This window comes from Acinetobacter sp. TGL-Y2 (genome assembly GCF_001612555.1).
Classification (GTDB): Bacteria; Pseudomonadota; Gammaproteobacteria; order Pseudomonadales; family Moraxellaceae; genus Acinetobacter.
In genome coordinates this window covers 1,135,953-1,158,412 of record NZ_CP015110.1, presented here as the reverse complement: position 1 = coordinate 1,158,412, position 22,460 = coordinate 1,135,953, and the positions used below count along the sequence as shown (strand labels likewise).

Here is a 22,460-nt window from a genome sequence, read left to right as displayed (position 1 = left end):
AAATAAAATGCTCTTGACTAAAATGTTGATGTTGAGCTTTTTTATTATGCTCACGTATAACCCAGATTTAGGCTCAAAAATGGTACAATTTAAAGCGCAATTTCAGCGGTCATATATAGCTTGGCATAACCTGAAATTTCAATACGATCATGATCTTTTAAAACACAGTACAAGGTTCCACCACGTGCTGAACTTTGATACGCGACCAAGCTTTTCTTGTTTAATTTTTCTGCCCAAAGTGGGGCTAAACCTGTATGCATTGAGCCCGTCACTGGATCTTCATTAATACCTTTATGCGGTGCAAAATAACGCGCCACATAGTCATAATGTTTAGAATCTGCGGTCAGTGCAATATCTAAAGCATTTGAAGCTGTAATCGCAGTGCTGACTTCATAAGCTTCAGCAATCGCATTGATCATGGCAAAATTAGGTTTCGCCTCAATCACATCTGCTTCAGATGCACAAATCAAAATGTAAGCCTGTTGATTCATATACACCGCTTGAATCGGTCGATCAATTACTTCATTTAACAGTTCGGGATATTCTTCAACTTTGTGGGGCACACGCACTGGAAAATTCATTTGAATCTTGCCGTCATTCGCTTGGGTGATGGTAAAAATACCTAAGTTTTTGACATGAAATTGTAAGGTTTTGGCTTGGGTATAATCTTTAAATAATACAAAACTGCTGGCCAGTGTGGCATGACCACAAAAATCGACTTCTACTTTCGGGGTGAACCAACGGATTTCATAATTTTCATCATCGATGATTTTCACAAAGGCAGTTTCAGCCAAATTATTTTCAGCGGCAATATTTTGCATCATAGATACATCTAACCAGTCATTAGTGACAATCACAGCAGCAGGATTGCCCTTAAATAATTCTGTTGTAAACGCATCGACTTGGTACATTTTCATTGCCACTTCTCCATCACTCTATTTTTTCTCTTAGCCCCCCAAAGGGACTAAAAATCTTGATACGCATTTTATCTTTATTTGTTGAAATTGCTTGCGAATACTTACCATTACTTACACATTGGCCCAAGTTTAGCGCCCTGTTAGGCAAGTCAATAGGTTTAAATGACGTCATCTCAAATGCTCATCTAAGAAATATAAAAAAACCCTCAGATGAGGGTTTTTTTATTGAAAATAAATAAGGGGTTTCAGAACAACTGCGTTTTAGCTGATCTCGTCCCTAAGATCAAACACCCCCATCACATTTCTGTGATCAGTGTGAGGGTAGCGTATTAACGCTGTTGATTTTGCTGATCTTGAGGATTTTGTTGACGCTGGTTACCGTCTTGAGGGTTTTGTTGATTTTGTTGGCGTTGATTGCCATCTTGTGGATTTTGTTGGTTTTGCTGACGTTGATTGCCATCTTTGGGATTTTGCTGATCTTTTTGATCATTTTGCTGTTGTTGCTGACGGCGTTGTTCGTCTTGTTGATTTTGCTGTTGTTGATTGTGATTTGGGTTTTGTTGTTGCTGCTGATTCTGGTTTTGCTGGTTTTGATTCGGTTGATTTGGGTTTTCATTTTGATGTTGATTTTGTAGATTACTCATTTCATTTCTCCATGAATTATCAATTATTGAATCGTAGCGAATACGATCTATTTAACTTACTCCAATATTCGATCACTGCGAGCGCTAAGGTGTATCTAAATACCGCAATGTAATGCGTCGTATGGAAAAAATGAATTAAATCATTAGACAGAATATTTTTATTTTTACTTAAATCACAGAATGAATGCAGATACTTACCCAAAATTACGTAAATGAATCAATAGATTTAGCATTCAAAATTTTATACATATTCACATAAAAGCTAACTTTATCTTAGGCTTAAGGGTTTAAATAGGGATAAGGGTCGGTTGCACCTTGACCACTTAAATAAATGCCATAATGCAGATGCGGTGGCGTGTTTTTGGCATTTCCAGTATTGCCCACATAGCCCAGTACTTCACCTATCTCAACCCAATCACCCACTTGAATCTCTGCTGCATAGTCATCTAAATGTGCATAGTAATGTCGACTCAGCTGTGGACCCACAACCCATACCACTTTGCCGCCAAGTGTATCTAAACCCACTTGTGAAACCATGCCTTGGGTCGCACTAATCACGGGTGTTCCTCGTTTGGCAAAAATATCGATGCCTTGATGCTTACGCCCTTCACTTCGCGCAGCGCCCCATGTATCTTGGATCTGGCGCGATTTGACCCCTTCAACAGGCATAGAAAGTGGTGCAACTAAAGTTTGCTGCTTTAAGTTCCAATACAAAATAGGATATTGTATACCTGCAGCATCACCCGATGGAGGTGGCTGGCAGCCTGTTAAAAAACTGATAAAAACAACAGTCACAAAAAGTTGAACAAATGACGCCAATTTCATGAATCACTCTCTTAAAATTAAAAATTCATTTTATAATGCTAAATAGAAAAAAGTCCTGAGTTGAGCCTATATCCGCCATTCTTCAGCATCTGGATCATGAATAAACCGATTGATATCCAGCAAAATTTCCTCAACAAATTGTAAATAATTAATGGAATTTAAATCTGGAAATGCACAATTTATATAATCGTCATCGTCAATCCAAGCAATGCGATTACTCAAACCATATAAACCTAAATAAATAGCGATCTCGTACATTTTTCTGTAATTTTTAAATGCAAGAAATGATGCTGCATCGCTCATATCTTTCTCACTCATAAAGTACTGAAATAACATTTTGGCAATTTCAGGCGTGGCTCGAATATAAAATCGTTGCTCTACAAAAAATTCTAACAATTGATGTTCATTCATGCTCGCCATTTCAAAAAAATGATCGGGACAATCAACCAGCTCTTGCTTTTCAATCGTTGAATAGAGCCAATCGTTGACCGCTTGAAATGAGATTAACTTCAACTTTAGTGCATAAGCGAAAAAATAATCTTTTGTTCTTGAATCATCACTTTTTATCTTCTTATCAAGAATCAGAAAGTTTATAGATATAAGGCATTCACTCTATTCCATATATTGAATCACAACCTTTGAAGAAGCAGGAAAAGTCTGAGCTTAGATCTAATTTTAATCCTTATAACGACCCAACAACAGTGAGAAATGTTGTACTTGCTAGGTTTTAATCTATGCTAAGAACGGCTGAAATCACATATATAGAATGAACATTTGTAAATTATAAATTTAAGACTATCACTTTTTCAAAGTCATTTAGAGGAACCGAATAAGAGCCGACAATAAAGAAAAACCGTGTGCATGTTGCTCCTCTATTAGATTAATTTTATGACTTATTAATCCAACAGCACATGAGTGACCGAAAGTATGCCCTCCTTCTGCCTTATGATCCCAACAATATGCTTTTGAGCATTACTTTAAATAGAATACGTAAGTATATGAGATTAAAATCAGTCACCGCAGATGACTTCTGAGCAACAGCATCTACTGAATTAAATAGTCTTGGCTATAAATCAAATGGGATTGAAGCATAACCAGGCCATGCTGATGAAGATCAAGCTAGAGCATCTTATCGCCCTGCAAAATAGTGGGCAGATCATCGCAAAATGCTTCAGCATAGGGCAAATGTTTGGGATGAATAGTAATCAAAGGGTAGTTTAATGAACGTATTTAAATTTATTAGTGGCTTAATTGCTTTTCTTTCTTTTTTATCATTTAGCTATTTCTTTTCAGGCGGTGGTGGCGATTTTGGCTTGTCTGAGCTAAATCCAATTTAGGCTTTAGCGGGTATAGTATTTGCTTTATCTTTTGGATTGGGTGTGCCGATCTGGTTATCATTTATACTTTCTATTCTGATCCTCTTAAGCATTCCTGTTTTAATCTATCGCTTGGTACTGGGTTTGTTTAAGCGACTAAATCGACAATAATACCGACGCTAGATCGATCAAGGTGTTTAAACAATTTTTCCGACTCATTTCAGTGGATGCTGGGCATTGACTTTAATCAGCCTCATTGAGATGAACGTCGCAAAAGGCTTTAGGCATGGGTAGGCTTGGATAGGCATTGTAGATGAATGGTGATCAAAACAAAGCTTAGGCTATACGCATTAATGATTAATAATTTTCACCCCAATTTCATCTGTTATGATTCTCTTTGTGGCATATTTAAAAGCTGCATTTAAGGGTCAAGATCAAATATTTTAATAGAAGATTTCTAAAGACTAAAATATGTACATCAAAATGGGGATATCCCCTAGTAAGTGCCTTAAAATATAATGCATGTCTATCCATAAATCATTTTTGGTTGTTGTTTCAATCATATACATTTAATCATTACTACACCCGCTTCAACTGCACTCAATCATTGATATCTGCTGAATGGTCTTTTTACACTCGAAAAATTATGATTGCTCAATCAAAAATGTAGAAAACAAATGAGTATAATGATTCAAACACTCTAAATTTTTCCTGCGCTTTTTAAGATTTTTATTGGCTTATATTGTGTTCACCTCAGACTCCAATCCATTACCATTTTCTATTGCCTCACACCTAGTTTGCCATACGCGCTCTACACTTTTGCCTGATAGAATAAAATACAGGTTAAATGTACCTAAACCTTCTTGTCTGCTACAGAAGTGCTATGATTTTTGGGTTCTCGCCCAGACATCTAATTAATCGATTTACTCAAATCCAAATAGCTTTGATCTCCCCCCTCCCCATAAGAAAAGCCTCTCAAGATCTAGAATCTGAGAGGCTTTGTGTACCCTATACTTTGGCCAAGTAACTTAGAAGACCTAGTGAAAAATTTAAATCTTCACTGTCTTTCCAGTACAAAAAAAACCATCAAATGATAGTTTTTTATATCAACTTATTTTTTTGAAAATTTCACTTCAATCTGGTACTCATCTTGAGTAACTTTAATCCTAATATTCTTATATGTTCGTTTGTTCGGATCCATCGCAGATCCTGCCACTTCATCGAAAAAATTACGATCATTCATCAACTCGCCATATGCCTTATAACCTAATAGGATCTTTTCAGGCTTAATTTTTTTAACTGTAGACTCTTTAAGAATATCATCCAATTTCTTAACAGTGAGGTCTGGCATTTAAAATCAATCTCAAAAATAAAAAACATATTATTGATTATTTATATGACAAGTTAATGTCAAAACCCCAACGATGGATGAGGTTATTGGATTGAGCCCCCAATTTGTTGTTTTAAATCCATAGAATTCGAGAGAATAGGCGTTACGGACAATAAAAACCCACTTAACTCTGTCAAATTAAGTGGGTTTTTAACTTAAATATTTTTATTTTTGTTTTACGTTGTAGGAATGACAATAATATATCACTCAAAATTTCATAAATAAGTATAGAAAGTACTGAAGCAATGTACTCAAATGTAGCGATTAAGTTATATTTATTAACAACTTGATTGGTAATTAAACAATAATGACTAAAGAACAACCACATCCTATTCTCAATTGCTGCGCTAGGTAAGATTCGACCCTAAATCAACTGTATCTAACATCGTTTAACAATTGGGAGTAGTTCATTTGCATACAACGTTCAATCACACCACTTTAGATAATCGGTAGTGTGCAAAATTAACGTGGTTCAATCTAGAATAGACTTAAAAATACCTGAGTAATAGACCTTAAACATGATCATAGAAACGATAAGCTACATATGTATCCGTTGCCAATCAGCAAATATTTATAAGAATGGACACAATAAAAGCGGGAATGCGCAGTTCAGATGTAAAGATTGCGGCCGATCAAGTGTGCTCAAACCTAAAATCAAATATACCGAAGAGCAAAAAGAACTCATCATCAATACTTATCTTGAACGAGGCAGTTTAAGAGGCATGCAGCGTCTATTTGGTGTTGCACCTCAAACGCTCATGGGATGGATAAAAAAAAGTAAACAACAGGAAATTGAGTGACGAATTACTTGATGCTCATCCAACAGATGTTCTAGAACTGGATGAACTTTGGAGCTTTGTAAAAGCTCGTCGTCATAAGGTTTGGAGTTGGATTGCACTATGCTGTCGTACACGTCAGGTCGTCGCTTATGTATGTGGTCAGCGCAATGATAAAACATGTACAGATTTACGTTGCCGTATTCCCTCAAGCTACTTTAATTTAGCAACATGTAGTGATTATTGGTCAAGTTATGCTGAGGTGTTTGATCCTGGTACCCATCGCTCTGTAGGTAAACATACAGGTTTAACGAACCATGTTGAGCGGTTCAATGCCACATTAAGAAATCGCTTAGGGCGTTTTACACGGAAAACTTTAAGCTTTTCGAAGAAGAAAGAAAATCATGAAGCTGTCTTGCATATGTTTTTATTAAAATACAATCAAGACATGAAAGATAAGTGGTTAACACGTCATATTTAGACACTACCAAGAATTTAAACCACTCGAAATTAAAGCGTCGATTCGAGCATCTAAAGTTGATGTCTTTTGCTACGCTTCATATGTATAAAGCAAAGTCGAAGAACACAAGATAGAAGCATGATATAATAGCCCACACATAGTGGGCTTTTTTATTCCCACACTACCCACATTATCAAAAACGGACAACTTAACAGGAAACCCCTGTGAAATTCCGAACTTATCCTTTATATTTTAAGCAGTTACTATGAAAATTGTCATTCTCAACAAGCCTTATGACGTCCTCTCCCAATTTCGCCCAGATGAAAAACACCAAACCATGGCAGATTTCATCAGCGATCCAGAACTGCGTATTGCAGGTCGTCTCGATTTGGATTCTGAAGGCTTAATGTTCTTAACTGATCACGGCGGTTTGAACCAATTTATTACCAATCCAGCCAATAAGAAATTTAAAACTTATGTGGTCCAAGTGGATGGTGATATTACCGAAGAAGCGCTAGAGCAACTTCGTAAAGGTGTTGAACTCAAAGACGGTATTACACTGCCGGCAACTGCGAAAAAGATTGATGAACCCGATTGGTTATGGGAACGCACACCACCTGTTCGATATCGTGCTTCAGTTCCGACCACTTGGGTTGAAATTTCAATTTGTGAAGGTCGTAACCGTCAAGTCCGTCGTATGACGTCTGCGGTCGGTTTCCCAACTTTGCGTTTGATTCGTACGCAAATTGGGACGCTCAACTTAGAAAAGCTCGGTTTAAAACCGGGTGAACAAATCGAAATTGAACCTTTACTTTATCCAGACTTTAAAGATGTTCCTGCGGAAAAGCCGTATGAAGGTCGTTCTTTTGCGAAAAAGACCACCACCAAAAAACAGCATTTTTCTGTAGCAAAAGATAAAGCACGTGAAGAACGTGGCGAAGCGCCGTTTAAAGGCAAGAAAAAAGCCACTGGTGGTACCACACGTATCTGGCAAATGGATGATGCGGATAAACCAAAGCGTAAAACCAATGGCACAACGCGCCCGAATACTAAAGCGCCACGTGGTCGCCGTACTCGTTAATGTGTTGTCATAGATAAAGCTCACTTCTGTGGGCTTTTTTTATATCTGATCCTTTTAACATTCACTCAATATTTTATATAACGCAATAAAAGTATTGAACAATAAAAAACCGACGCTGAGCATCGGTTTTTTAATAAAAGTACATGAGCTGGAAATTAAGCTTTCAGCCATTGATCAGCTTTAGTTTGATCTACAACTTTAAGCTCCACTTCATTTAATGCTGAGCCTGAAGCACTCACTTTAAACTGCATAAATTCATCGCGGCGGAATGCATAGACTTCAAAATCACCTGATTGCTTGGCATATTGCGTCAATAATTTTTCAGACGCTTTAAGCCCATTAATCGCCACAATCACATCGTGTGCAGACAGGCCTGCTTGCGCAGCAGATCCATCGCGACGTGCGCTTTGCACCAACATACCTTCAGGTTTGTCTTGCACTTTCAAACCAAACGGTAGTGACTTCTCGTCTTTGAGCAAGTAACTCATCCCAAATTCAGGAAGCAATTGTTCAAGTGGTAATTCATCTGTGGTATTAATCAAATGATGAATCTGCTCCGTCCAATCATCGCCGGTCAATTCTTTGCACAAATCGAAAATGGTCCGTTCGCTGACCTGAATGCCCTGTTGCGCATTTTCATACATTTTACGCAGCAGCGCATCTAGACTCGATCCACGCAAACGCAGGCCTAAATCTAAACACAGTGCGACCAAACAGCCTTTGTTGTAGTAGCTTGTTCCTGCACTATTTGAGTTTTCATCTTGACGATAGAACTTGACCCACGCGTCAAAACTGGATTCCGCCACAGTTTGTACTGCACGACCTGGATTTTGCAAATAACGATCAATTTGCGCTTTGAGTAGCGCAATGTATGAGTCTTGATTGATCACACCACTGCGCAGTAAAATCAAATCATCATAATACGACGTAAAGCCTTCAAAGATCCAAAGCAGTGTGGTGTAGCCTTCTTTATTCAAATCGTAATTGACGAAATTTTCAGGACGAATGAACTTTACCAGCCACGAATGGAAATATTCGTGACTGCATAAACCCAAGAAACGCTGATACTCTTTTGACGGCTCATCTGCTTCATTGGCTTTTGGCAAGTCTTCACGTGGACAGATCAAGCTAGTGCTGTTCGGATGTTCCAGACCACCATAGCCATTTCCAGTGGCCATGGTCATAAAGGTGTAATTTTCAAATGGCGCAGAACCAAACATTGCAATCTCTGTCGCACAGATTTTCTCAATATCTTGCTTCATTCGCTGCTCATTCATGGCATGTTTGCCTGACACTACAAATTCATGCGGAATGCCATTGGCTTCAAAACTAAAGCGAGTTTGATCTGCCAACTCAAAAGGTGAATCAATCAATTCTGCATAATCTTTAGCGTTGAGCGTATAGCGACCTTTAACCAAGGTTTTCGATGGCATACCCGTCGCGATTTGGAAATGTTTCAATTCTTTGGGCAGAAAAACTTCGACTTCAACTGGACTATTTTCCTGACCTTCAAGTCCTAAACATACACAGGCTGGATTGACATATAAACGATTTTGATCGACATAGGCCCCACGCACTGACAAGTCGTAAGCATAGACGTCATATTCGACCGTAATCAGCTCAAAGTCTGTATTAAACAGACTCCATTTATTCTTTTCAGTTTTGCGAATTTGTAGAACACGTCCGTCTTCATCATAGGCGCGAACCGATTCAACGTGTTTGGAAAACTCACGAATCAGGTAACTTCCAGGAATCCAAGTTGGCAAAGATAAAATTTGTGTTGGCTGTGCGACAAAGCGCACAGTCACGTGAATAAGATGCTGACGATAATCGTCAAATTCGATCTGATAATGCAACATAATAAGTGTTTAAAATACTGAAAAGCTAATTTGTAATTAGATTAGCATTTTTTTCGCCAGACAGGCGTGATTCGACCGAATTGTCTACAATTCTGACTAGCGATGATAAAAAAAAAAGCATAGCATGCGGTGTGCTTGAATTATCAGTGCCACAGGATTGGCTTTAAAGGTAAAACCGTTGAAAATTATTACTGCTCTCTTTGTTTGTTTCAGTTTTTTTTGCTCTACGTGGGCAAGTGCGACGCTCCTCAATATCGAACCCCTCAGCGTTGAATCTGAAGCGTGGACCATATTAGACCCCCAGTCAGGTCAAGTGATTGCAGAGCACAACAGCGATGTTAAACGCGCACCCGCATCACTCACCAAAATGATGGTGGCCTACATTGCACTGAAAGAAATTAACGCAGGAAAGCTGAATCGAAACGAAATACTGACTGCAACTGAAGTGGTCAATACAGTGCAATGGGATGAATCTCAAATGTACTTAAAACCGACAGAAAAGATCAGTGTAGATCAATTACTGGCAGGTCTCATTGTGATGTCAGCCAATGATGCCGCTGTGACTTTGGCAGAGCGCATATCCAGTTCTGTACCGAATTTTATGATTCGAATGAATCAAGAAGCTCAAACCTTAGGTATGAAGGATACGCATTTTTCAAATCCTGCTGGCATTACTATGGATGATCATTTTTCGACTGCTCATGATTTGGCATTACTGGGTCAAGCCGTAAGTACAGAAACCCCTGATTATTTGTATTATTCCAAGCAACAAAGTTTTAGCTATAATTTACATTTTCACCGTGCGACCAATATTTTACTGAAACAAGATCCCTCTGTAGATGGTTTAAAAACGGGCTTCACCAAAGTGGCTGGGTATAATTTGGCTTTAACAGCTAGTCGTCCTGCAATGCAGTTGGACATGCCCAACCGACGTTTGGTTGTGGTGGTGCTGGGCGCCAAAAATGCAGCCACGCGTGCGGAAGTCGCACATAAACTGATGAACTTGGCTTATAGCTACACGCGTAATGAAGTTGCCATTAAAGACAAACAAATCATTGCTGAATTACCGGTGATTCAATCAACCTTGAAAATGTTTAAGGTTGAAGCCAAACAGTCACGTTACATGACTACCTCTCTCTATGCTTCAGACGCCACCATTGATTTAAACCAATTTGATAATCAAGCACAGCGCCTGATTCAAACCGACGTATTCGGTCACTCCAGTGTGCTTGAACCTTTGCAACATACCAAAACGCATATGAATATTGAGTTAAGCACACAATCTTTAACTGCGCCATTGGCGAAAATCATGCAATTGGCGCAGATTCAGGTCTATCAAAACAATCAACTGATCCAGACTTTCTTGATCGAAGATGATGTCAAAATTGAACAAGCCAGTTGGTTAGAACGTTTTTTTGATTGGTTTAAACAACTGTTTAACTTTGGTGCAGACAGTAGCTCGCCCGCGAAAATTTATCCACTACACTAAGCCAAACTGAATTTAACTTTTTATTGTAAATCTGTAACTTGTAAAACAAAAACAACAAGTTTAATCCAAAGAGATGGCATATTACGGTCATCTCTTTTTCGTTATAAAATAAAAAATAGGACACAAGAATGAGCAATCTTCATCGCATTGTTATCATCGGTGGTGGCGCAGGTGGTTTGGAACTGGCGACACAACTCGGTGACATTTTGGGTAAGTCAGAAAAAGCCAAAATCACACTCGTCGATCAGAAGCTGACCCACATTTGGAAACCGCTACTGCATGAAATTGCCGCTGGCACCATGAACTCAAGTGATGAAGAAACCAATTATTTTGGGCATGCGTCTAAGCATCATTATGAATTTGTATTGGGTCGTCTAGAAGCGGTTCAAGCTAAAGAAAAGACATTGATTATTAAAAAAGTCATTTCCTCCAAATATGAAAGGACGACTGAGCAAATCGAACTGGAATACGACACCTTAGTGCTCGCAGTCGGTTCAGTGTCAAATGACTTCAATACTCAAGGGGTGAAAGAGTATTGCCATTTCCTTGATACGCCTAAGCAAGCCGAAGTCTTTCAACAAGACTTACTGCACTTGTATCTAGACGCGCAAAATAAAGCCGATGATCGCGAGCTGCATATCGGAATCATTGGCGCGGGTGCAACGGGCGTCGAACTTGCAGCCGAATTAGTGCAAGCCAAACAGAATTTTTACAAATACGGTCTAAATAAAATTGATCCTAAAAATGTCAAAATTACCTTAATTGAAGGTGCAAATCGGATTTTACCTGCCTTGTCTGAAGCCATGGCAGAACACAGTGTAAAACAGTTAACACGAATGAAAGTCGAGATTGCCACCTCAAAACGTGTTGAGCGCGTGGATGCTGAACGTATTTATTTTAATGATGGCAGCAGCATTCAGGCTGAACTGAAAGTTTGGGCAGCAGGGATTAAAACCCCTCAAGTCATCCAACAACTTGAAGGTTTTGAAAAAGATCGTATGGGACGCTTAGATGTTTATGCCACCCTACAGACCAAGTCTGATCCGAATATTTTTGCTTTAGGTGACTGCGCACACTGCGTATTGGATGCCCGTGAAGCCGCACTTGGACCGCGTGCCCAAGTGGCAAGCCAACAAGCGACCTTTATGGTCGAGGCTTTAAAAGCACGCATTGGTGGTAAACAGCAACCGATGTTCGTATTTTCAGACAAAGGCTCACTGGTCTCTTTAAGTAAAAATAAAGCCGTAGGTGAATTACTCGGTCAGGTTAATGTACAAGGCTTCGTGGCAAAATCCATGTATGTGTCGTTGTACCGCCTGCATCAAGCCACTATTTTTGGTTATGCGCATGCAGGTCTACTCACGGCAAAAGATTTTGTTACACGGAAAATCTCACCCAAGATAAAATTGCATTGAAATTTAGAAAAGTGCCCTTATTAATGAAAAAACCAGCATAAAGTACCTAAAATGCATTTTTTTGCTAATTTTAGTCTACAAAAATTGCATTTCACTTTATGATGTACCCTTAAAATATTTGAATGGATCATTAACATGACAGTTATTGCAAATAACCTTGTGGTTTTATTTAACTACACGTTGACTAACGCAGAGGGTGAAACTCTCGACCAATCTCAAGGTGAACCACTTGCATATTTGCACGGTGCTGGAAACATCATCCCAGGTTTGGAAAAAGCGTTAGAAGGTAAAACTGTTGGTGAAAAATTCACAGTAAACGTACCTGCTGCTGAAGGTTATGGCGAATACAACGCTGACCTTGTTCAAGAAGTTCCTGCGCAAATGTTCCAAGGCGTTGAAAACATCGAAGCTGGCATGCAATTCCAAGCGCAAACTGATGACGGCGTTCAAATCGTTACGGTTAAATCAGTTGACGGCGAAAACATCATTGTTGATGCTAACTTCCCACTTGCTGGTCAAGATCTTACTTTTGATGTTGAAATCGTTGAAATTCGCGAAGCGTCTCAAGAAGAATTAGATCACGGTCATGTTCACGGTGTAGGTGGTCATCACCACTAAGATCGATTCGATCTGAATAAAAGGCAAAGTTTTTACTTTGCCTTTTTTATGGCTTTTATTTGAGCTTTTTTAATCCTGTCCTGTCTTAACTCTTACAGGAATCCTACCTAAAAAACCATGCGTTTTTATATAATTAAGTCTAATTCTACTTCTTTATATTGATTATGCAGCTGATTTGGTTTAGACAAGATTTACGGATTCATGACCATACTGCGCTTTGGCATGCAACTTCAGCTGGGTCCTGCATTGCTTTAGTGATTCTAAGTCCGAAACAGTGGCAGTTGCATCATGATGCCACGATTAAAATCGATTTTTATTTGCGTCAACTCGAACAGCTTCAGATTCAGCTACATGCGTTAAACATTCCCCTTGTTGTAGCAACCATCGATCTTTGGCAGGATGTTCCTGCATACATCCAAGATCTATGTAGCAAGCTTAATATCAGCACAGTACATAGCAATATTGAACTGGGCGTTCATGAACTGGATCGAGATGCAAAGGTACAAGCCGCATTAGATCAGCAGTCCAAAGCTTTTGAACTATATCATGATCGGACTTTGTTTCCTGTTGGCACGATTCGTAATCAATCGGGTCTTCCCTATCAAGTGTTCGGTGCATTTAAAAAAAACCTATATGAAAAACTCAGCATCGCCTTAACCCCTTGCTACCCTGCACCTGAAGCACAGTCAAAAATTGATTCTCGTGATTTGAAAAGTGTTCATTTAGACCATGTAAAGCTTCCGAGCATTCATGATTTTTATCCTGAATTTGTGCCGCCCGAGCATGTTTGGCCTGTGGGTGAAGATGCCGCTTGGAATATTTTGGATGAGTTTCTAGAGCATCAGGTGCGTCAATATAAAACCGAGCGCGACTTACCGCATGTTCAAGGTACCAGTCAACTTTCAGCTTATTTAAATACCGGCATAATTTCAGTCCGACAATGCGTTCAAGCGCTGTTCCGAGAGCATCATGGACATTTCTTTATTGATCACGAAGGTCAACAAACCTGGCTTGATGAGTTGCTCTGGCGTGAATTTTATCAGCATATTTTATTTGACTTCCCGCGCGTCTCAAAGCACCGCCCCTTTAAACAAAATACCCAGAACATCGCATGGCGAGATGCTCCTGAAGACTTAGAGGCTTGGCAACAAGGGCAGACCGGCATTCCGATTGTGGATGCAGGCATACGTCAAATGCTTGCCACAGGTTGGATGCACAATCGGGTACGTATGATTGTCGCGATGTTCTTATGTAAAAACTTATTAATTGATTGGCGCAAAGGTGAACAATGGTTTATGCAACATCTCATAGACGGAGATTTAGCAGCCAATAATGGCGGTTGGCAATGGTGCGCATCTACAGGTACAGATTCTGTGCCGTATTTCCGTATTTTTAATCCAGTCAGTCAGTCACAAAAGTTTGATCCCAATGGCGATTATTTACGGCAATGGTTACCTGAACTTGCGCACTTAGATGCCAAGAGCATTCATGATCCTTATGCGAAAAATCCAAATTTAAAACTTGATTATCCAAAGCCAATCGTGGATTTAAAGCAAAGTCGAGTACGCGCAATTGAGACTTTTAAGCGTATTTAACTTACTTTAAGCGCTTCGCTTAATATTGCGCGCTGAGCACTTGAGAAAGATGAAGATCCTCACGTTCAATAAAATCGTGTTGTTCCAGCGCAAAGCTTTGAAACAGCTTTTGAATGAGGTCTGCTATAGCGTGACGATTCAGGGTTTTAATCGTCACTAATACACAGAAAACCTCTGCAACTTGGCTCAATCCAAATGAATATTCATTTTTCGCATAGACCATCCTATCAATGACATGGGGTTGTAGATGTTAAAATTGAAATGATCCATCCAAAATCTATTCCGCTAAATGCATTGAAGGTTCATTTAAATAATCTAGCGCGAAGCTCTCGGTCATATACATACAGTAGATCTATAAGGGGATTCTGATGGATTCAAAATCACTTAACTCTGCTATAAAGACATGGGTCATCGGGGCTTGAGCGAACCAATTGGTCTGGTTTTTTCTTTGAATCTGTTTTTTATTGTTTTTATAAATAGAGTAATAAATCAACCCGGCTAAAATCGAAAAAAATACCAAAGCTGCAGTGCCTAAAAGTATAAATATCCCTGCCAATACTGCCACCAACACCATAAAAAACAGATAGACAAAAATCTCCCCCAAACATTCTTTTATAAATGTGACGAAACAATGGTCTTGTTTTTTAGGGTTTTGATCGATTTATTGTTTGAGTCGGCGAAATTTTTCTAAAGATTGGATTGCTTTGCTTTGATTTGCTTTGATTTGATTTGATTTGATTGGATTGGATTGGATTTAATTTAATTTAATTTGTGAATTAAACATGATTTTTTAAATTAATCTTGGCCTGTTTTTCAAAGCGTTGGTAAAAATAGCTTGTTTGAAAAATAGGACTCATCTGGTCAAATTGTTTGAGGACTTGTTTTCTTTTCAGTTGATAAATAGCTGGCTCGACCCATGCATACTCATGCTGAATTTGGCGCTCATATTCAGCAAAACGTTGTGGATCACTGCCTAAAATTGCAAGATCAATATCCAAGAGATAATTTAGATCCGCGTCTTTCGAAGCCTGATGTTTTTGCGTCGCCAAAATCCATGCATAGATTTTTTCAAGCTTTACCGTCGATAAAAAATTCTGACACACCTTTTTCATCAGTTCCGCGCTTTGTAATTCATTATCAAGTGCTTTAGGATCATAAACCAGATCATGAAACCAAATCGCAATTTCAACCGCTAAAGGATCGTGCAAAACATGCTGAACCTGATGAAAATGCGCTAAGCACTCTACAATATGCTGCTGAGTATGATAATAACGCTGTGGTTCTGAATATGCCTGACTTAACAGCCCATAAACATTTTTACGATGTGTTATGGGCAGATTCGCTTTAAGCAGACAGTGTTCCCAATGCTGACGAAAATCTTTTGTGTAGTTTTGATTTGCTAGCAATGGGACATCCTCACAATTTGAACAACCTTAGGCTACTTGCTCATCACGTTTAAACACCAACTCACCCTTGAGTGAGCTTTCGGCGTCGAAGTAATAACCATCAGTATTAAATGATTTTAGGTCTTCAGCTTTTGAAATTTGATTTTCAATGATGTAACGCGCCATCAGTCCACGTGCTTTTTTGGCATAGAAACTAATCACTTTGTATTTCCCAGTTTTTTGATCGAGGAACACAGGTTTTAAAATTTCAGCCTTAATTTTGCTCTCTTTGACCGATTTATAATATTCATCGGATGCCAGGTTGACCAATAATTCTGACTGAGCATCTGCCAGATCTGAGTTGATCAAGTCAGTAATATGATCACCCCAAAAGGCATATAGATTTTGACCGCGATCATTATTCAATTTTGTACCCATTTCCAAACGATAAGGCATCATTAAATCTAAAGGGCGTAATAGCCCATATAAGCCCGATAACATCCTTAAGTGCTGCTGTGCGAACTCAATGTCTGAATCATCCAATTGATAGGCATCTAAACCTGTATAGACATCCCCTTTAAAGGCAAAGATGGCTTGACGTGCATTGGAAAAATCAAAATCAGCTTGCCAGTCTCTAAAGCGCTCAACATTGAGGGTGGCAATTTTTTCACTCACGCTCATTAGTTTGGCCACTTCAGACGCAGATAAGCTACGACTTATGTCTATGAGCTGTTGAGCATGGTCTAATAATCTTGGTAAAGTGTGCTTATCGGTTGGAAGTGTAGATTCATAATCTAACGTCTTAGCAGGGGAAATTAAGGCGAGCATAGAAACCTGATCAAAAAACAATTAATCAGACTATAACAGTAGACTTATTTTATTTCCATTTGTGTTTTTCTTTGCAATTGACGTTAAAATACCCGATTCCCCTGCACGTTAATCGGTATTAATTATGTCTGAACAAATGTTCATTCAAGGTCCTATTGGCAAAATTGAGGTTTTTGTTGATTATCCTCAGGGCGAAGTAAAAGGATTCGCTGTCGTTTGTCACCCACACCCCCTTCAAGGCGGTACGCCGCAACATAAAGTGCCTACACTGCTCGCGCAAATGTTTCTTGAGCGCGGTTATATTGTATACCGTCCAAGTTTCCGCGGTTCTGGTCAAAGCGAAGGTGTACATGATGAAGGATTTGGTGAAACCGAAGATATCTTAACCCTGATTAAGCATGTTCGATTAATGCACATTAGCTTACCTTTTTATGTCGGAGGTTTTAGTTTTGGTGCACACGTTATGGCTAAAGCGTATCACGCGCTTCCTGACGAAATCCAGCCAGAGCAAGTGATTCTTTGTGGCCTCCCTACAGCGACGGTTGCAGGCATTCGTCACTATGAAACACCGGCCATTAAAGGCGATATTTTGTTTATTCATGGTGAGGCTGATGAAGTGACGCTATTGTCTGATTTGATTGTTTGGGCCAAACCTCAACGTCATTTACTGACTGTACTTCCAGGGGCAAATCACTTTTTTACCGGTTATCTAAAGCAGCTTCGTATTGCAATTTCGCGTTTTTTAACCGCGTGATGCATCTTTTTTAGACCACCTTCAAGGTGGTCTTTTTTTGATTTATTTATTTCGCTCGATCTTGAATTTGCTCAAACATCAAGTTGCTGATCGTGGATTTTCCTTGCTGAGAAAGCGCTTGTGCCACATTTTCTGCATCGTCTATTGAACGGTTCTGGCTCAGTTTAAATTTACCCATCATGTCTTTAATATCAATTTTAAGCCCCACAATATGCTCTAATTGATCTTGAATATAATCCTCCGGCGCATCGGTCATTTTCCAAGGTTTACTTTGACTTGCCTCATGGTGACGAGTCAGTTTAGCAAGAATTCCTCTTAGCTTTTTTTGATCCTCAATTAAGCAAACTTTGCCTTTGACATGAATCACCACATAATTCCATGTCGGTACAGCGCGATGATGTTCAAACTTCCCTGCATACCAGTTTGGCGACACATAAGCTTGATCGATGTGAAATACCACCAATGCATCAGTCTCATGACGGAGCTTGTGATAGAGCGGATTTTCTTTTGCAATATGCGCAAGTAAAACATGCTGCTGAGCATCATATTCAAAGGGCAAATGATTCGCGTCTAGCTCCCCATCGATATGAGTAATTAAACTGCCAAATGAATGCTGCTTAATTAATTCAATCAAAATGTTTAATCTAGATTCCTCAAAATGATGCGGTAAATACATACTCAGCTTATCCAATTCTCTTAAGCACGATGTTAAATATTATGACTTCCATTCAAATGCACTAAATGACTCATCTTCTTTCAAGGTGTTTTCCACCGCTTGCGACAATTGCTTGATCACACTTTGAGTTTCAATTCGGCTAAACCAATCTTGCTCTTCATTGGCATGAGCAGTAATTTCGCACACCAACAGTCCATTTTCATCTTTAACACTGCAATTGACCCCAATGGCCACAGGATGATCTTCGACACTCACTTCTAGTTTTTTTTCAGCCGCTTCTTCAGCGGTGAAGCCATAATTTTTAAGCTGTTTAGAGAGTAAATCGGTCACGTATTGTTGAGTAATGTGACATGAGTTGCTTGCATTGGGGTGAGAATGCGTTTCACAGTTTGCTAAAAATTGTAATTTTCTCATGTCTTCATCCAAAGGCATTTTATTTATATGGATTGAGCATAAGCAATAAATATAAAACAGCCAAGCAAAAGCTTGGCTGTTTTAGACCAAAGATACAAAAACCTGACGAATTATTCGGTGACTTTAATGCTCAGTCCCGCTTGATTGCTCAGCGCTGTAAAGGTTGGGAAACTGGTGGCAACTGTTTCTGTCCCAATGATCTTAATTTCACCCGAAGTCCGTAGGCCTGCCATCGAGAAACTCATGGCGATACGGTGGTCATGATGTGATTCAATTTCACCGCCATTGAAAATCGCAGACCAGTCGCCTGATTTACCCTTGCCTTCGATGATAATGCCATCTTCAGTTGGCGTGCAGTCGATGCCCATGGTTTTTAAACCATCTGCCATCACTTGTATGCGGTCAGACTCTTTCACACGAAGTTCTGCTGCACCTGTTAAAATGGTCCGACCTTCTGCACATGCTGCCGCAATAAATAAAGCGGGAAATTCATCAATCGCAAGCGGTACTTGATCTTCGGGCATATGAATACCTGTGAGCGTACGCGTGCCACGAATACGAATATCTGCAATCGGCTCACCGCCTGCAATGCGTTCATTTTCGACACTGATGTCTGCGCCCATTTGCTTTAAAATTTCAATCACACCAGTACGTGTCGGGTTAATGCCTACCGCTTCAAGGGTGACATCTGAATCTTCCGTGATCGCAGCACCCACCATGAAGAAAGCAGCCGATGAAATATCTGAAGGTACTTGAATATTGGTCGCGACCAACTTACCGCCGCCTTGCAGTGAAATACGATTGCCTTGGGTGTTGACCTCATAACCAAAGGCACGCAGCATACGTTCAGAGTGGTCACGTGTCGGCTCAGGTTCAGTAATCGAGGTTTCGCCATCTGCCCAAAGTCCCGCCAGTAAAATACCTGATTTCACTTGTGCAGAGGCCATTGGTAAGTCGTAGTGAATACCGTGTAGGTTTTGGTTGCCGGTAATGGACACGGGCGGTGTACCACGCTCACCTGTGGTTTGAATCTGCGCACCCATTTCACGTAAAGGTTTGGCTATACGCTCCATCGGACGTTTAGAGAGGGATGCATCTCCCGTCATCACAGAGTCAAACTTTTGTGCAGACAACATGCCTGAAAGCAGGCGCATAGACGTGCCAGAGTTGCCCATATAAAGCTCACCGCTTGGCGCTTTTAGCCCGTGCATGCCCACACCATGAATGGTCACTTCACCATTTTTTGGCCCTTCAATATTGACGCCCATATCACGAAACGCTTGTAAGGTTGCCAGTGCATCTTCACCTTCCAAGAAACCCGTGACCTGCGTGGTGCCTTCTGCAATCGCACCAAACATGATTGAGCGATGTGACACTGACTTATCACCCGGAATGCTAAACGTCCCTTGGAATGATTTCGCCCCCGGCAAAATACTAAACTGCTGTGTCATGCTCTTTTTCTCCATCAAGGGTTTCTTGGCAAGCATATGAGTGAAGTGTTGTCGTGCTGCTTGCGCATGCCCGAGTAAACCCATCAGTGCTTGTGAATCTTCTTCTTCAATTAGTTTACGAATGATTGACAGTTGGCTTTCAAAACCATCGACTGCATTTAAAATGGCTGTTTTATTGGCAAAGAAAATGTCATGCCACATTTGAGGGTCACTGGCCGCAATCCGAGAAAAATCTCGAAAACCTCCCGCTGCATAGCGGAAAATATCAAGATTATCTTCACGGTTGGCCAGTTGCTCAACCAAATTAAAGGCCATCAAATGCGGTAAGTGGCTAGTGTGTGCCAGCACTTCATCGTGCTTTTCCACATCCATGCAAATCACTTCAGCTTTGGCCGCTTGCCAAAGACGAGTCAGCTTTTCAACCGCCCAAGTGGCAGAGCTGGGTAATGGCGTTAAAATCACTTTATGATGGGCAAATAAATCAACCTTGCCTGCATGTACGCCCGTGTGCTCCGCGCCTGCAATGGGATGACCCGGTACAAAACCAATGGGCAATGCCTCACCAAACACCGCCTTTGCTGCCTCGACCACGTTGCCTTTGGTACTGCCCACATCCGTTAAAATAACGTTTTCAGTTAAGTGCGGACGGATCTGTTGCAACACCTTTTGCGTTGCTCTGACAGGGAGTGCCAACACCACCAAATCTGCATGTTTAACTGCATCAATGGGGTCGCTATAACCTTCAGAGATTAAACCCAGCGCTTTGGCATCCTCTAAAGTCTTTTGCGAACGAGTAGATGCCACCACAGTCGTTGCAAGCTGTTCAGCGGCTATCACACGTGCCAAGCTTGAACCAATCAAGCCCAGCCCAATAAATGCCACTTTTTTAAATAATGGTTGAGCCATGTTTAAACGTTTAACCCAATTTATAGAACAGCAAGTGGGTATGAACCCAGTACGCGCACTTCTTTGACCAATGGACGAATTTCTTCAATTGCAGCTTTAACATTGTCTTGATCGACATGACCTTCAAGGTCAATGAAGAAGACATAGGCCCATTTTTCAGGCAATGCAGGACGGGTTTCAATACTGGTCAAACTAATATTGTGTTTTGCAAATGGTGCTAAAATTTCAAGTAAAGCACCGGCACGGTCATGTGCTGAAACCAAAAGCGACGTTTTGTCACTGCCACTTTGCGGTATTTTTTCACGGCCAATGACCAAGAAACGTGTGGTGTTTTCAGGGTTATCTTCAATATTACTGTTTAAAATTTCAAGATCATACAGATTTGCCGCAATTTCTGAGGCAATGGCTGCTGAATGCCATTCATTACGAATACGGCGCGCAGCTTCTGCATTTGAACTTAAGGCAACACGTTCAACACTTGGATAATTTGCATCTAACCAACCACGGCACTGCGCCAACGTTTGCTGATGGGCATAAATTTGTTTAATACTGTCTTTCCGCGTGTTAGAAGAAATGAGGAATTGATGGTGAATACGCAGCTCAACTTCACCAATCACATTGAGATGTGACGATTTAAAACAGTCTAAAGTATGATTCACTACACCTTCAGATGAATTTTCAACCGGGACTAGACCATAATGTGCACTGCCCGCTTCAACTTCACGGAACACTTCGTCAATGGTGGGCATCGGACGAATCACGGCATCTTGACCAAAGTGTTTCAGTACTGCTGAATGCGTAAAAGTCCCCACTGGACCCAAAAATGCAATACTTTGCGGCGCTTCTAAAGCCAAGCATGCAGACATGATTTCACGGAACAAGCGTGCCATGGTGGTATCTGAAAGTGGTCCTTCATTACGCTCCATAACATTACGCAAAACTTGTGCTTCACGCTCAGGACGATAAAACATTGGGTTTTCTTCAGAGGCAAACTTGGCTTTTGCCACAGCTTCCGCCAGTTTAGCGCGACGATTGATCAACTGCTGAATTTGTTGATCGACCGAGTCGATATCTTCACGGATTTGAACTAAGTCTAAAGAATTCGTTGTGTTTTGATCATCGTTGATCATTGTTATGTCGCCCTGCAGAAACGGTTATGTAAACAGTATAACAATAGTTAGCTTTCAATTGTTAAGCAACCAAACTTTGATCAAATCAGTTTTAAAAATATACAGTTGAATTATTCATCAATTTGATCAATATCTATAATCAAATTTTAGGCATCTATTTACATTGGCGGATTCAAGAGGAAAGTTCAATATTCTAATTTTGAAGAATATAGATTGGATTTACTTGAGTCAAAAAATGCCCACCTGACGTGAGCACTTGATTTAAACATCGAGAAAATAAATGTGAATTTTAAAATCTTAAATTCGGCTGAAATACCCCGATCACAAACCAAATCGATGCAATGATCCATAATAGCAGTGCATAAAATCGAATTTGCTCGGTATTCCAGTCCCAGCTCATCCAGCCAAAAGTGAGTGCGGATTTCAATCCGACCAACCACTGTGCCCCGCCCCACGACAGTACCCACTTATAAAAGAGTGACTGAAGCAGAAACAAAATCACCCAAGCGATTAAACTCACAGGTTAATACC

At 40.1% G+C, this 22,460-nt stretch carries 22 protein-coding genes; 8 read left to right on the top strand and 14 right to left on the bottom strand.

All coding sequences use genetic code 11. From position 1 onward, the window contains the following. Positions 1 to 89 precede the first annotated feature (89 nt). The 5 genes from AMD27_RS05380 to AMD27_RS05360 form a co-directional block, all read right to left on the bottom strand. On the bottom strand, positions 90 to 917 hold the full coding sequence (locus AMD27_RS05380; RefSeq protein ID WP_067657370.1) for a PhzF family phenazine biosynthesis protein: 828 nt from the start codon (positions 915 to 917) through the stop codon (positions 90 to 92). A 329-nt stretch (positions 918 to 1,246) separates the two neighbouring features. Next, positions 1,247 to 1,561: a hypothetical protein gene (locus tag AMD27_RS05375; RefSeq protein WP_067657367.1), complete on the bottom strand. Its 315-nt coding sequence runs from the start codon at positions 1,559 to 1,561 to the stop codon at positions 1,247 to 1,249. A gap of 279 nt (positions 1,562 to 1,840) precedes the next feature. Next, on the bottom strand, positions 1,841 to 2,386 hold the full coding sequence (locus tag AMD27_RS05370; protein WP_067657364.1) for a M23 family metallopeptidase: 546 nt from the start codon (positions 2,384 to 2,386) through the stop codon (positions 1,841 to 1,843). A gap of 66 nt (positions 2,387 to 2,452) precedes the next feature. Next, positions 2,453 to 2,899 carry a hypothetical protein gene (locus AMD27_RS05365; protein ID WP_067657361.1) on the bottom strand — a complete coding sequence of 149 codons (447 nt, stop codon included), beginning with the start codon at positions 2,897 to 2,899 and terminating at the stop codon, positions 2,453 to 2,455. A gap of 1,914 nt (positions 2,900 to 4,813) precedes the next feature. Continuing rightward, positions 4,814 to 5,053, bottom strand: coding sequence for a hypothetical protein (locus tag AMD27_RS05360; RefSeq protein WP_067657358.1), 240 nt, complete (start codon positions 5,051 to 5,053; stop codon positions 4,814 to 4,816). Between the two features lie 557 nt (positions 5,054 to 5,610). Here AMD27_RS05360 and AMD27_RS05355 point away from each other — a divergent pair. From AMD27_RS05355 to AMD27_RS05345, 3 genes are all read left to right on the top strand, one after another. Continuing rightward, on the top strand, positions 5,611 to 5,892 hold the full coding sequence (locus AMD27_RS05355) for a transposase-like zinc-binding domain-containing protein (protein WP_067657355.1): 282 nt from the start codon (positions 5,611 to 5,613) through the stop codon (positions 5,890 to 5,892). Continuing rightward, positions 5,885 to 6,349, top strand: coding sequence for an IS1 family transposase (locus tag AMD27_RS05350; protein ID WP_067656583.1), 465 nt, complete (start codon positions 5,885 to 5,887; stop codon positions 6,347 to 6,349). Before AMD27_RS05355 ends, AMD27_RS05350 begins: the two co-directional genes overlap by 8 nt. Positions 6,350 to 6,593: 244 nt before the next feature. Beyond that, entirely contained in the window at positions 6,594 to 7,409 is an 816-nt protein-coding gene (locus AMD27_RS05345) for an rRNA large subunit pseudouridine synthase E (RefSeq protein ID WP_067657352.1), read from the top strand. A 155-nt stretch (positions 7,410 to 7,564) separates the two neighbouring features. Here AMD27_RS05345 and AMD27_RS05340 read toward each other — a convergent pair whose 3' ends face one another. Beyond that, positions 7,565 to 9,268 carry a M61 family metallopeptidase gene (locus AMD27_RS05340; RefSeq protein ID WP_067657349.1) on the bottom strand — a complete coding sequence of 568 codons (1,704 nt, stop codon included), beginning with the start codon at positions 9,266 to 9,268 and terminating at the stop codon, positions 7,565 to 7,567. Positions 9,269 to 9,446: 178 nt separating this feature from the next. Here AMD27_RS05340 and AMD27_RS05335 point away from each other — a divergent pair, with 178 nt between their 5' ends. From AMD27_RS05335 to AMD27_RS05320, 4 genes are all read left to right on the top strand, one after another. Continuing rightward, positions 9,447 to 10,757 carry a D-alanyl-D-alanine carboxypeptidase PBP6B gene (locus AMD27_RS05335; protein WP_067657346.1) on the top strand — a complete coding sequence of 437 codons (1,311 nt, stop codon included), beginning with the start codon at positions 9,447 to 9,449 and terminating at the stop codon, positions 10,755 to 10,757. Between the two features lie 128 nt (positions 10,758 to 10,885). Further along, positions 10,886 to 12,172 carry an NAD(P)/FAD-dependent oxidoreductase gene (locus AMD27_RS05330; RefSeq protein WP_067657343.1) on the top strand — a complete coding sequence of 429 codons (1,287 nt, stop codon included), beginning with the start codon at positions 10,886 to 10,888 and terminating at the stop codon, positions 12,170 to 12,172. Positions 12,173 to 12,307: 135 nt separating this feature from the next. Next, positions 12,308 to 12,790 carry an FKBP-type peptidyl-prolyl cis-trans isomerase gene (locus AMD27_RS05325; RefSeq protein ID WP_067657340.1) on the top strand — a complete coding sequence of 161 codons (483 nt, stop codon included), beginning with the start codon at positions 12,308 to 12,310 and terminating at the stop codon, positions 12,788 to 12,790. A gap of 164 nt (positions 12,791 to 12,954) precedes the next feature. Beyond that, a complete protein-coding gene (locus AMD27_RS05320) occupies positions 12,955 to 14,385 on the top strand; it encodes a cryptochrome/photolyase family protein (RefSeq protein ID WP_067657337.1) in 1,431 nt (476 codons plus the stop codon). Positions 14,386 to 14,404: 19 nt separating this feature from the next. On the opposite strand, the gene AMD27_RS18695 is transcribed toward AMD27_RS05320, so the two are convergent. From AMD27_RS18695 to yaaA, 3 genes are all read right to left on the bottom strand, one after another. After that, on the bottom strand, positions 14,405 to 14,575 hold the full coding sequence (locus AMD27_RS18695; protein WP_171254777.1) for a hypothetical protein: 171 nt from the start codon (positions 14,573 to 14,575) through the stop codon (positions 14,405 to 14,407). Positions 14,576 to 15,161: 586 nt separating this feature from the next. Beyond that, positions 15,162 to 15,791 carry a metal-dependent hydrolase gene (locus AMD27_RS05305; protein ID WP_067657328.1) on the bottom strand — a complete coding sequence of 210 codons (630 nt, stop codon included), beginning with the start codon at positions 15,789 to 15,791 and terminating at the stop codon, positions 15,162 to 15,164. 27 nt (positions 15,792 to 15,818) lie between these two features. Beyond that, complete coding sequence (yaaA, locus tag AMD27_RS05300) at positions 15,819 to 16,598, bottom strand: peroxide stress protein YaaA (RefSeq protein WP_067657325.1); 780 nt, start codon at positions 16,596 to 16,598, stop codon at positions 15,819 to 15,821. Positions 16,599 to 16,722: 124 nt separating this feature from the next. On the opposite strand from yaaA, the gene AMD27_RS05295 reads away from it, so the two are divergent. Then, entirely contained in the window at positions 16,723 to 17,352 is a 630-nt protein-coding gene (locus tag AMD27_RS05295; protein ID WP_067657322.1) for an alpha/beta hydrolase, read from the top strand. Positions 17,353 to 17,398: 46 nt separating this feature from the next. Here AMD27_RS05295 and AMD27_RS05290 read toward each other — a convergent pair whose 3' ends face one another. The 5 genes from AMD27_RS05290 to AMD27_RS05270 form a co-directional block, all read right to left on the bottom strand. Then, complete coding sequence (locus AMD27_RS05290; protein WP_067657319.1) at positions 17,399 to 18,028, bottom strand: FMN-binding negative transcriptional regulator; 630 nt, start codon at positions 18,026 to 18,028, stop codon at positions 17,399 to 17,401. 39 nt (positions 18,029 to 18,067) lie between these two features. Then, positions 18,068 to 18,442: a hypothetical protein gene (locus AMD27_RS05285; RefSeq protein WP_067657316.1), complete on the bottom strand. Its 375-nt coding sequence runs from the start codon at positions 18,440 to 18,442 to the stop codon at positions 18,068 to 18,070. Positions 18,443 to 18,552: 110 nt separating this feature from the next. Next, a complete protein-coding gene (locus tag AMD27_RS05280) occupies positions 18,553 to 20,799 on the bottom strand; it encodes a bifunctional prephenate dehydrogenase/3-phosphoshikimate 1-carboxyvinyltransferase (RefSeq protein WP_067657313.1) in 2,247 nt (748 codons plus the stop codon). 20 nt (positions 20,800 to 20,819) lie between these two features. Further along, positions 20,820 to 21,929, bottom strand: coding sequence for a prephenate dehydratase (pheA, locus tag AMD27_RS05275; RefSeq protein ID WP_067657310.1), 1,110 nt, complete (start codon positions 21,927 to 21,929; stop codon positions 20,820 to 20,822). A 289-nt stretch (positions 21,930 to 22,218) separates the two neighbouring features. Then, positions 22,219 to 22,449: a hypothetical protein gene (locus AMD27_RS05270; RefSeq protein WP_067657308.1), complete on the bottom strand. Its 231-nt coding sequence runs from the start codon at positions 22,447 to 22,449 to the stop codon at positions 22,219 to 22,221. Positions 22,450 to 22,460: the final 11 nt, after the last annotated feature.

What these genes read in the sequence shown, in the direction of transcription:
- AMD27_RS05355 (WP_067657355.1), top strand. Translation starts at nt 5,611, where the DNA reads ATGATCATAGAAACGATAAGCTACATATGTATCCGTTGCCAATCAGCA.
- AMD27_RS05285 (WP_067657316.1), bottom strand. Translation starts at nt 18,442, where the DNA reads ATGAGAAAATTACAATTTTTAGCAAACTGTGAAACGCATTCTCACCCC.
- AMD27_RS05360 (WP_067657358.1), bottom strand. Translation starts at nt 5,053, where the DNA reads ATGCCAGACCTCACTGTTAAGAAATTGGATGATATTCTTAAAGAGTCT.
- pheA (WP_067657310.1), bottom strand. Translation starts at nt 21,929, where the DNA reads ATGATCAACGATGATCAAAACACAACGAATTCTTTAGACTTAGTTCAA.
- AMD27_RS05295 (WP_067657322.1), top strand. Translation starts at nt 16,723, where the DNA reads ATGTCTGAACAAATGTTCATTCAAGGTCCTATTGGCAAAATTGAGGTT.
- AMD27_RS05370 (WP_067657364.1), bottom strand. Translation starts at nt 2,386, where the DNA reads ATGAAATTGGCGTCATTTGTTCAACTTTTTGTGACTGTTGTTTTTATC.
- AMD27_RS05340 (WP_067657349.1), bottom strand. Translation starts at nt 9,268, where the DNA reads ATGTTGCATTATCAGATCGAATTTGACGATTATCGTCAGCATCTTATT.
- AMD27_RS05330 (WP_067657343.1), top strand. Translation starts at nt 10,886, where the DNA reads ATGAGCAATCTTCATCGCATTGTTATCATCGGTGGTGGCGCAGGTGGT.
- AMD27_RS05290 (WP_067657319.1), bottom strand. Translation starts at nt 18,028, where the DNA reads ATGTATTTACCGCATCATTTTGAGGAATCTAGATTAAACATTTTGATT.
- AMD27_RS05345 (WP_067657352.1), top strand. Translation starts at nt 6,594, where the DNA reads ATGAAAATTGTCATTCTCAACAAGCCTTATGACGTCCTCTCCCAATTT.
- AMD27_RS05375 (WP_067657367.1), bottom strand. Translation starts at nt 1,561, where the DNA reads ATGAGTAATCTACAAAATCAACATCAAAATGAAAACCCAAATCAACCG.
- AMD27_RS05280 (WP_067657313.1), bottom strand. Translation starts at nt 20,799, where the DNA reads ATGGCTCAACCATTATTTAAAAAAGTGGCATTTATTGGGCTGGGCTTG.
- AMD27_RS05320 (WP_067657337.1), top strand. Translation starts at nt 12,955, where the DNA reads ATGCAGCTGATTTGGTTTAGACAAGATTTACGGATTCATGACCATACT.
- yaaA (WP_067657325.1), bottom strand. Translation starts at nt 16,598, where the DNA reads ATGCTCGCCTTAATTTCCCCTGCTAAGACGTTAGATTATGAATCTACA.
- AMD27_RS05325 (WP_067657340.1), top strand. Translation starts at nt 12,308, where the DNA reads ATGACAGTTATTGCAAATAACCTTGTGGTTTTATTTAACTACACGTTG.
- AMD27_RS05380 (WP_067657370.1), bottom strand. Translation starts at nt 917, where the DNA reads ATGAAAATGTACCAAGTCGATGCGTTTACAACAGAATTATTTAAGGGC.